This window comes from Burkholderia cepacia (assembly GCF_001039005.1).
Taxonomy (GTDB): domain Bacteria; phylum Pseudomonadota; class Gammaproteobacteria; order Burkholderiales; family Burkholderiaceae; genus Burkholderia; species Burkholderia theae.
The window spans coordinates 1-303 of sequence record NZ_LDWR01000098.1; the positions used below are offsets into that span (position 1 = coordinate 1).

Below are 303 nucleotides of genomic sequence, written 5' to 3' on the forward strand. Positions count from 1 at the left end.
AGCCGCCCCAAGCGCGTCTATGCGGATCGCGGTTACGATCACGACAAATACCGACGCATCATGCACGATCGCGGCATCCCGACCAGTATCGCCAGGCGCGGGGAAGCTCACGGCAGTGGTCTCGGAAAGGTTCGCTGGGTCGTCGAGCGCACACATGCCTAGTTGCACCACTTCCGGCGTCTCCGTATCCGTTTCGAGCGACGCGCCGACATCCATGAAGCGTTCCTCAAACTCGGCTGCTGCTTGATCTGCTGGAACACCTTGCAGCGGACTCAGCAGTCTTTATGACACCGTCTCTTAGCG

General features: G+C 60.1%; 1 pseudogene. It reads left to right on the top strand.

Annotated features, from left to right (window positions below):
• A pseudogene (locus VL15_RS41340) lies at positions 1–288 on the top strand (transposase); the annotation flags it as partial.
• Positions 289–303: the final 15 nt, after the last annotated feature.